Genomic DNA, 8,060 nt, shown 5'->3' on the forward strand with positions numbered 1-8,060 from the left:
ACATTTTGATTTGTGAACACATTCATATGTGGGAGCTGGCTTGCCTGCGATGAGGTCGGTACAGGCGCTGAAGATCAACGCTCGTGCAACGCCTCGGCCCGCGCCTTGATGATCGGTTTGAGCAGGTAGCTGAGGATGCTTTTCTTGCCGGTGATGATGTCCACCGAGGCAACCATGCCCGGGATGATCAGCAACGGCTTCTCATCGGTGCCCAAGTGGCTGCGGTCGGTACGCAGGGTGATCATGTAGTAAGTGGTTTTCTTGTCTTCATCAGTGATGGTGTCGGCACCGATGCGTTCGAGCTTGGCCTTCAGCCCGCCGTAGACGGTGTAGTCATAGGCGGTGAACTTGACCACCGCTTCTTGCCCCGGGTGCAGGAAAGCGATGTCTTGCGGACGGATTTTGGCTTCCACCAGCAGGGTGTCGTTCAGCGGTACGATTTCGACCATGTCGCTGCCCGGCTGGATCACGCCGCCGACCGTGTTGACCAATAGTTGCTTGACGATCCCGCGCACCGGCGAGGTGACCAGGGTACGGCTGACCCGGTCGTCCAACGCGCGGCCCGTGGACTCGGCCTTGTTCAGTTCAGTGCGAGCCTCGTTGAGCTGGGTCAGGGCTTCACTGCGGAACTTGCCACGGGTTTCGTCGATCTTGCGCTGCACTTCCTTGATCGCCGATTCGGCGCGGGGGATTGCCAGGGTGGTGGCATCCAGTTGGCCGCGGGTTTCCATTTCGGCGCGCTTGAGGCGCAGCACTTCCACCGGCGATACCGCGCCTTGCGCCACCAGTGGCTCGGACATGTTGATTTCCTGGCGCTGCAGGGACAACTGGCTGCGGTACTGGCCCTGTTTGGAGGTGAACTCGCGCAGTTCCTGCTGGCGCTGTACCAGTTGCTCCTGCAGGCCGCCGACTTCGTCTTTCAGCTGCTGGCGTCGGCTCTCATACAAGGAGCGCTCGTTGGCAGCCTGGCTCGGCGCGGCCTTGAGTACGTCGTCGGGGATGTTCAGTGGGCGATCATCCACCTGCGCACTCAGGCGCTCGACGCGCAGTTGCATGGCCAGGCGCAAGGCTTCGGTTTCTCCGGCGTTGGAAACGAACCGGGTGTCGTCGAGGCGAATCAACGGGGCACCGGCCTCTACGATCTGGCCTTCCTTGACGTACAGCTCGGCGACGATACCGCCTTCCAGGTTCTGGATTTTCTGCAATTTGGACGACGGAATCGCCTTGCCGTCGCCACGGGTCACTTCGTCGATCTGGGAGAAACCCGCCCAAACCACCAGGAACACGAAAAACCCGATGATCGCCCAGATGGTCAGGCGAATAACGCGCGGGGCATCTTCGATCAGCGCTTTGTTGACCTCGGGCAGGGGCTGGCCCTGCAGCGAGTCGGCGCCTTTGAAATAGCGGCCGACCGCACTCTTGATGGACTTAAGCAACACTGATCTGCCCCTTCTTCAACGCTTCCATGACCACGGCTTTCGGGCCGTCCGCGAGAATCTGCCCACGGTCGACCACCAGCAGACGGTCCACCAGCGAGAGCAGTGAGGCTCGGTGCGTGACCAGCACCACGGTCTTGTTTTGCACCACGGCTTGCAGGCGTTGTTTTAAGCGTTCTTCACCGGTGTTGTCCATGGCGCTGGTGGGTTCGTCCAGCAGCAGGATGGGCGGGTTGAGCAACAGCGCGCGGGCCAGGGCGACGTTCTGACGCTGGCCGCCGGAGAGGTTCTGACCACGCTCGCCCACTTGCAACTCGTAGCCCTGGGGGTGCAGACGGGCGAATTCGTGTACACCGGCCAGTTCGGCGGCTTGCAGCACCATTTCGTCTTCGACGTAGCGCGCACCGCTGACCAGGTTGTCGCGCAGAGTGCCGGCGAGCAACTGAATGTCCTGGGCGACGTAGCCGATGTTATGGCGCAACTCGCTGACGTCGATCTGGCGCACGTCCACGCCGTCCACCAGCAGGGCGCCGGAGTCGGGCTGGTACAGGCCAACGATCAGTTTGGCCAGGGAGCTTTTGCCCGAGCCGCTACGACCAATGATGCCGATTTTTTCCCCGGGCTTGATCACCAGGTTGATGTTCTTCAGCGCCAGGTTCTGCTGGTTGGGATAGGTGAAATTCAGGCCCCGGCATTCGATGGCGCCTTGCAGAGTACGGCGGCTCATGGGGCGCTCTTCGAAATTGCGCTCTTGAGGCAGCTCCATCATTTGGTCCACCGAGGTCATGGTGACCTTGGCCTGCTGGTAGCGCGTGAGCAGGCCCGACAGCGAAGCCAGCGGGCTCAAGGCGCGGCCACTGAGCATGTAGCAGGCAATCAGGCCGCCCATACTCAGGTTGCCGTCGATGATCTGGTACACGCCGAATACGATCATGATCACGCCGGCCAATTGCTGGATCAGCAGGGTCATGTTCATCGACAGGCCCGACAGCAACTTCACCCGCAGTTCAAGCCGGCTCAGGGTGCCGATGGTCTGCTCCCAGCCATACTGGCGCTCGCTCTCGGCATTGTTGACCTTGACCGCATCGAGCCCGGCGAGGGTTTCGATCAGGCTCGACTGGCGTTCAGCGGCCAGGGCCATGGTGCGTTCCATGGTGGCTACCAAGGGCTTTTGCAGGGCATAGCCGATGCCCAGGGCAAGCGGGAACGCCAACACCGGGATCCACACCAGGTGCCCGCCGAGGATGGCGATCACCATAAAGATCAGCAGCGTGAACGGCAGGTCGATCAGGCTGGTGAGGGTCAGCGACGCGAGAAAATCGCGCAGGCTTTGAAACTCATGGATGTTCTGGGCGAAGCTGCCGACCCGCGCCGGGCGGTACTTCATGGACATGCCGACGATGCGTTCGAACAGCGTGGCCGAGATGATCAGGTCGGTTTTTTTACCGGCCAGGTCCAGGCACAGGCTGCGCAGGCTTTTGAGAATCAGGTCGAACAGGTATGCGCCACAGATGCCCACGGCCAGCACCCACAGGGTGGCGGTGGCCTGGTTCGGTACGACGCGGTCGTACACGTTCATCACGAACAGCGGCGCGGCCATGGCGATGATGTTGATCAGGAAGCTGGCGGCGATGGCGTCGGTGTAGAGCCAGCGCGAACGCATGAGGGTGTCACGGAACCACGAACGCGCCCGTGGAATCAGGCTGCCGTGGTTGACGTCGAATTTGTGTTGCGGCTGGGCGAAGAAGACCTTGCCGATGTAATCGTCGGCCAATGCTTCGCGCTTGATCAGCACTTCGCCGCCGTCGCTTTCGCTGAGCAGCACCCGCGCCTCATCGTCGCCCTGCCAACCCACCAGCACGGTGCTGCGCCCGTCCTTGAGCAACAGCAGGGCCGGCAATGCAATCGTCGGGATCTGTTCCAGCTTGCGTTGCAGCAGCCGGCCTTGCAGCCCGGCCCGCGCAGCAGCACGCGGCAGCAGTTCAGCACTCAAGCGTTGCGAGGGCAGCGGCAGGCCAGTGGTGAGCATGGCCGCGCTGGCAGGCTTCTGGTGCAGTGCGCAGAGCGCCAGCAACCCGTCGAGCAACGGGTCGTCGTGCAAAGCGCGTGGATCATGACTGAGATGAACTCGACCGATTTCAGATTCCACGCGGTGCACTCTCGACTAACAGATGGGGCTATTGGGGTGGCTCAATTCATCCCAGGCAGTTGGACTTTAGGTTTCACGTCGTTCTGCACGACGGAGGCCATCGGTGCGACCACTCCCTGGCTCTTGAGCAATTCGCCCATGGTCGCCTTGATTCGGTACTGAGTAAATAACTGAATGTTCTTGATTTCTTCCAGGCGGCGGGAAGCGGTGAACAATTCATTCTCGCTGTCGAGCAAATCCAACAGGGTACGTTGGCCAAGGCTGAACTGCTGCTGGTAGGACGTGCGTACGCGGGTGCTGTGATCCACATACTGCTGGGCGACCGGCAATTGCGCGTTGGCGTTACTCAAGGCGTTCCAGGCCAAGCCTAGCTCTTCGTTGAGTTGGCGCAAGGCGTTGTTGCGAATATCCAGAGCCTGGTTGGCCTGGTAGGACTTCGATTGCAGGTCAGCCTTGTTGCTGCCACCGGCAAACAGGTTGAAGCGCATGCGCACCATGGCTTCCCAGCCGTTGCTGTGGTTGGGATCACCGGAGACGTTGTTGTCGGCGTTGGTGCCAAGCTCGGCGTCAAAGCGCGGGTAGAAGGTGGATTTGGCGGCTTCGTACTGCTTCTCGGCGGCGGAGATATCCGACTCGGCCGAGCGCAGGACCGGGCTGTTGTCGAGCATCTGGCGACGGGCTTCATTCAGGTCTGCCGGCAGCATGGCCATGAACGGGGCCGGGCGCTCGAGTTGGTCCGGCATCTGGCCTACGGCGCTGAGGTAGTTGACCTGCGCGTCGGCCAGGTTGGTTTGCTCGGTGATCAAGTTGTTGCGGGCCTGGGCCAGACGCGCTTCGGCCTGGTCCTGGTCGGCACCGTTGCCGACGCCGCGCTCCGTGCGCAACTTGATCTGATCGTAGATGCGCTCGTGGTTGCGCAGGTTGTCTTCGGCCAGGCGCACAAACTCACGACGGGTCAGCACTTCCAGGTAAACCTGAGCAACGGTCAGCGCTGTGCGCTCGGAAGTACCCAGCAAGGAGTAGGCACGGGAATTAACGTTGGCTTGTTGACGCCCGACTTCGCTGGAGGTAGCGAAACCGTCAAAAATCATTTGCTGCAGACGCAGGCTGGATTCACCGCGGTTAAGCGTGTCCCAGTGGTTGCCGCTGGGGTTGTTGGCGCGGGTGGTGGCGTTGTCAGTCCCTTGACGACCGTAACCGGCGTTCAGGTCGACACGCGGCAGGTAACCACCTTGGGCGGCGCGCAATTGGTAATCGGCGGCGATACGGCTGTTTACACCCGCCTGGATTTCCGGGTGTACATCCAATGCCTGCTGCATGGCTTGGGGCAGTGTCTGGGCTTGTACGAAACTGGCGGCGAGAACGAACGGTATTGCCTTGAACAGGTGCAGACGCATTAAAAAATTCCCCAGGACTTCTTGTCTCAAATCACAGCGATGACTACCGCTGCGTCGGATAATGGCTACCGTAATGACCGTACGTCGGAAAGTTCAAAAAGCGGAACTGCTTCACACATGTAGGACGGTTCGCCGCATAAATATCAATGTGACATTACAGAGGCGATTGTTTAGGATGGCGACCATAAGGTCAATACTTTGGCACAAACTAGATCGCTAAAAAATCTAGCCAAATATTTGACGTCAATACATATATAGACTACGCCCTCCCAATTGGCAGCGCTAATAGCGCGCTGCGAAATGGAATTTGTCGAAACGGATCGCCGGAGAAAATTTTAATGAGCAGTGTTGTTGCCATCGTCAAAAGCATTGTTGGTCAAGTTTTCGTTATTTCTCCGGAAGGAACACGTCGCGTCCTTGTAGAAGGTGACCGCCTGTTTGCAGGCGACCAGATCGACACAGGCATGTCGGGCGCAGTCAGCCTGGAACTGGCCGACGGCCGCATTCTGGACCTGGGCCGGGAAACCCAGTGGAGCGCCGATCTGCCGGACTCCAGCGCCGACTTGGCCGCCGCTGCCGAGCAAGCCGCACCATCGGTTGCCGAGCTGCAACAAGCCATCGCCGCCGGCGCCGACCCGACCACCGACCTGGAAGCCACCGCCGCAGGCGCAAACGCTACCGGTAATGGTGCCGCCGGGGGTGGCCACAGCTTCGTGGTGCTGGACGCGACCGCCGGCCGTGTCGACCCGACCATCGGCTTCCCGACTGCACCTATCGGCCAAGGCACTTCGGCACTCAACGCCCTGAGCGGAGCGCCAGGCTCGGCGGACTCGGGCAACCAGGTGTTGCAGCCTTCGACCCTGACCCTGAGCGCGACGCCGACCATCACCGAAGCGGGCGGCGTGCTGACCTACACCGCTACCGTGACGCGGCCCTCCACCAGCGACCTGACCGTCACCTTGACCAATGGCGCGGTGATTACCATCCCGTCGGGCCAGTTGACCGGCACCGTCAATGTGCCTCTGGCCCCTAACGACAGCCCGTACATCGACCCGGGCCAGATCAGCGTCGGCGTTACCGGTACCACCGGCGGCGGCAACCTGGTATTGACCATCGACCCTAACCCGGCCGTAACGCAGATCACCGACACCATCGACACCACCACCGTCACGCTGACGGCGGGCAATACCGTGACGGAAGGCGGCCAGATCACCTACACCGCCACCCTGACCAACCCGGCGCAAACCCCGGTGAATGTCACCTTGAGCAATGGCTCGGTGATCACCATCAAGGCCGGTGAATCGACAGGTACCGTTGTGGTCGATACCCCGGCTAACGACGTCTATAACAATGGCTCGACCGTCAGCACCACCATTACCGGTGCAACCGGCGGCAACTTCGAAAACCTGGTACCGAGCACTACGCCAGCGGTCACCACCATTACCGATTCGGTCGACACCACCACCGTTACCCTCACAGCCAACAGCAACGTGACCGAAGGCGGCCAGATCACCTACACCGCCACCCTGACCAACCCGGCGCAGACCCCGGTGAATGTCACCTTGAGCAATGGCTCGGTGATCACCATCAAGGCTGGCGAGTCGACCGGCACCGTTGTGGTCGATACTCCGGCTAACGACGTCTATAACAACGGTTCGACCGTCAGCACCACCATCACCGGTGCAACCGGCGGCAACTTCGAAAACCTGGTACCGAGCACTACGCCTGCGGTCACCACCATTACCGATTCGGTCGACACCACCACCGTTACCCTCACAGCCAACAGCAACGTGACCGAAGGCGGCCAGATCACCTACACCGCGACCCTGACCAATCCGGCGCAGACCCCGGTGAACGTTACCTTGAGCAATGGCTCGGTGATCACCATCAAGGCTGGCGAGTCAACCGGCACCGTTGTGGTCGATACTGCGGCTAACGACGTCTATAACAACGGTTCGACCGTCAGCACCACCATTACCGGTGCAACCGGCGGCAACTTCGAAAACCTGGTACCGAGCACTACGCCTGCGGTCACCACCATTACTGATTCGATCGATGCCACCACCGTCACCCTGACCGCAAGCTCGACCGTGACCGAAGGTGGCCAGATCACCTACACCGCCACCTTGACCAACCCGGCGCAAACCCCGGTAAACGTTACCTTGAGCAATGGCTCGGTAATCACCATCAAGGCGGGCGAGTCTGTCGGCAGCGTGGTCGTGGACACCGCGCCCAATGATGTCTACGTCAACGGCAGCACGGTCAGCACCACCATCACCAGCGCGACTGGCGGCAACTTTGAAAGCCTGGTGCCGAACACAACTGCGGCAGTCACCACGATCACCGATTCGATCGACACTACTACCGTTACGCTGACTGCGCCGACCGAGGCGAATGAGGGCGGGCAGATTACGTACACCGCTACGCTTTCCAACAAGGCGGGCACTGACGTTACGTTGAAGTTGGATAATGGCTCGTCGATCACTATCAAGGCCGGCGATACCGTCGGCACCGTGACCGTGCCTGCGCCGACCGATGATGTGTTTATCGATAAGAGCACCCAGACGGTCCAGATCACTGACGCTTCTGGCGGCAACTTCGAGAAGTTGGAAGTCGCGGGCAACGGCGCCACCACCACGATCAACGACACCATCGACAAGGTCGATGTGGTCCTGACCGCTACCACCACCGTCGGTGAAGGCGGCAATATCGTTTACACCGCCAGCCTTGTGGATAAGAACGGTGCGCCGGTGACTAACATCACTAATCCGTTGACTGTCACTCTGGATAACGGTCAGACCATCACCATTGGTGTGAATCAGTCGAGCGGCACCGTTACCACCGTAGCGCCGGATGATGTTTACAAAGGCGATCAAACCGTCACTACTGCTATCAGCGGCGTGACCGGCGGTGAGCACTTCGAAAATCTGGTTCCAGGGACCGATAAAGTCACCACGACCGTGACTGACACTCCGGGCACCGATAACACCACCACTGTCACGCTGACTGCACCGTCTGAAGCGAATGAAGGTGGTCAAATTACGTACACCGCTACGCTTTCGAATAAAGCGGGCACTG

4 protein-coding genes are annotated in these 8,060 nt (G+C 60.3%); 1 reads left to right on the top strand and 3 read right to left on the bottom strand.

All coding sequences use genetic code 11. The annotated features are described in order from the left end of the window. Positions 1-74: 74 nt before the first annotated feature. From E4P00_RS25980 to E4P00_RS25990, 3 genes are read right to left on the bottom strand one after another with little or no spacing between them, the layout of a single operon-like run. Complete coding sequence (locus tag E4P00_RS25980) at positions 75-1,439, bottom strand: HlyD family type I secretion periplasmic adaptor subunit (protein WP_223018066.1); 1,365 nt, start codon at positions 1,437-1,439, stop codon at positions 75-77. Then, positions 1,429-3,585, bottom strand: a complete 2,157-nt coding sequence (locus tag E4P00_RS25985) for a type I secretion system permease/ATPase (RefSeq protein WP_005783538.1) — start codon at positions 3,583-3,585, stop codon at positions 1,429-1,431. Before E4P00_RS25985 ends, E4P00_RS25980 begins: the two co-directional genes overlap by 11 nt. A 41-nt stretch (positions 3,586-3,626) precedes the next feature. Beyond that, positions 3,627-4,982 (bottom strand): TolC family outer membrane protein, encoded by a 1,356-nt coding sequence (locus E4P00_RS25990; protein WP_032878517.1) that lies wholly within the window; start codon positions 4,980-4,982, stop codon positions 3,627-3,629. Positions 4,983-5,320: 338 nt separating this feature from the next. On the opposite strand from E4P00_RS25990, the gene E4P00_RS25995 reads away from it, so the two are divergent. Beyond that, positions 5,321-8,060 (top strand): retention module-containing protein (locus tag E4P00_RS25995; protein ID WP_248133322.1); only part of this gene is annotated, 2,740 nt, incomplete at its 3' end.

This window comes from Pseudomonas sp. B329, assembly GCF_023127835.1.
GTDB classification, from domain to species: Bacteria; Pseudomonadota; Gammaproteobacteria; order Pseudomonadales; family Pseudomonadaceae; genus Aquipseudomonas; species Aquipseudomonas synxantha_A.

Bases quoted from the DNA above. Each gene is read 5' to 3' on its own strand.
- E4P00_RS25990 (WP_032878517.1), bottom strand. From the start codon at position 4,982: ATGCGTCTGCACCTGTTCAAGGCAATACCGTTCGTTCTCGCCGCCAGT.